Origin of the sequence: Planktotalea frisia, from assembly GCF_001890925.1 — a bacterium.
Classification (GTDB): Bacteria; Pseudomonadota; Alphaproteobacteria; order Rhodobacterales; family Rhodobacteraceae; genus Planktotalea; species Planktotalea frisia.
On record NZ_MLCB01000225.1, the window covers coordinates 1 to 1,488 of the forward strand.

The window sequence follows — 1,488 nt, forward strand, 5'->3', positions numbered from 1 at the left end:
CGGATCATGCGGTTAGCTGAATCGTTCTACGGTCAGACGTCAACCCGTCAAAAGTCGGGTGCTCGAGGACTCTGTGTATAAAGCATCGCAAGGCATGCGGGCAGCGCAAAATAGACGATGCGAAATGCAATCAAACTGGCGAGAAGACTATTCACGTTTTCAAAGGGCATTGCCCAAAGAAGTGTCACTTCAAAAGGTCCTAACCCACCGGGTGTATTGCCAATAAGTGCGACGCCTAAACATGCAAGATATATAGGAAAAAAAGCTATTAGCGTTGACTCGAAACTGCTTGGCATCAATATCAAGAAAGCAAGCGCGGCGGCACAGGTGTCGATGGCTGTGAACATCACGAGCTTGGCCAAGGCACGCAAACTTGGGAAGCGTGTTCGATAACCCGCAATCGTCACATATCGCTTTAATGTTGTGTAGAAAACAAAACACACTGCGCTGAATAGGCACGCCTGATACACATAGTAGGGCAATGGCAAGGACCGAGGGGACACAAGCCCTGCAAGTCCAAATAAAAATAGCCATGACCCTAAAAAGCTAATGGAAACCATCGCTGTAACGGTGCTTGCTGAGACAAGGTTGAGACTGTTCATTCCGCGCCAACGCGCGATCGTGCCGACGATCAGGCCAAAGCCGAGGGTCTGTGACAAAGCAACAGATGCGGCCCCGCTGGCATGCGCTGCGCGCGGAGCAACGCCAGTATTCAGCACCCGGTGCACAATAACGTCGTAGCGACCGAGTGCCGCAAAACTGATACTCACTGCCAGCAGAGAGGCGGCCCATTGTTCGAGCGAAATTGCGCGCCAGGCGAGTTTGATTTGCGACCAATCAAAGCTCGCCATCATTGGCTGCGCTGCGAAAAAGCACAAAGGAATGACGCTACAAACCATAAAGAATTGCAGCAGGGTCTTGCGGTGAAGCAGTAGTGAAGCAAAGGGTGTCGTCATGCGTGCAGCAATAAGCATCAAAGCCTTATCAGCCGCTTAACGCTTACAATTAAACACAAAAAAACCGCTGCCAATCAGTGAAAAGCAGCGGCTTAAAATTTCAAAGCGCGCAGACTTAGCCGTCTGACATCAGCTGAGATTTCGCAATTGCGAGGCACTCATCCATTTTCGCGCGAATTTCGGCATCTGTCGCTTTGTTGCCCAAATCAGCTGTCAACTTGCGCACCACATCTTCGTGACCTGCTTCTTCAAAGTCGGCTTTAATAACCTCTTTCGCGTATTCTGCGGCGTCATCGTCAGATTTACCCATCAATCCAGCAGCCCAAAGGCCGACCAATTTATTACGGCGCGCATCGGCTTTGAACTGCATTTCCGCATCATGTGCGAACTTGTTTTCAAAGGCGTTCTCGCGATCATCAAATGTGCTCATCTTACTCACTATCCTCAAGTGTTATACACAGAGTCCTCGAGCACCCGACTTTTGACGGGTTGACGTCTGACCGTAGAACGATTCAGCTAACCGCATGATCCG

2 protein-coding genes are annotated in these 1,488 nt (G+C 50.2%); both read right to left on the reverse strand.

Features of this window, described 5'->3' with window-relative positions:
- Window positions 1–47 precede the first annotated feature (47 nt).
- Complete coding sequence (locus PFRI_RS20475; protein ID WP_072632554.1) at window positions 48–974, reverse strand: putative bifunctional lysylphosphatidylglycerol flippase/synthetase; 927 nt, start codon at window positions 972–974, stop codon at window positions 48–50.
- Window positions 975–1,071: 97 nt separating this feature from the next.
- Window positions 1,072–1,386 carry a DUF1476 domain-containing protein gene (locus PFRI_RS20480; RefSeq protein ID WP_072632555.1) on the reverse strand — a complete coding sequence of 105 codons (315 nt, stop codon included), beginning with the start codon at window positions 1,384–1,386 and terminating at the stop codon, window positions 1,072–1,074.
- Window positions 1,387–1,488: the final 102 nt, after the last annotated feature.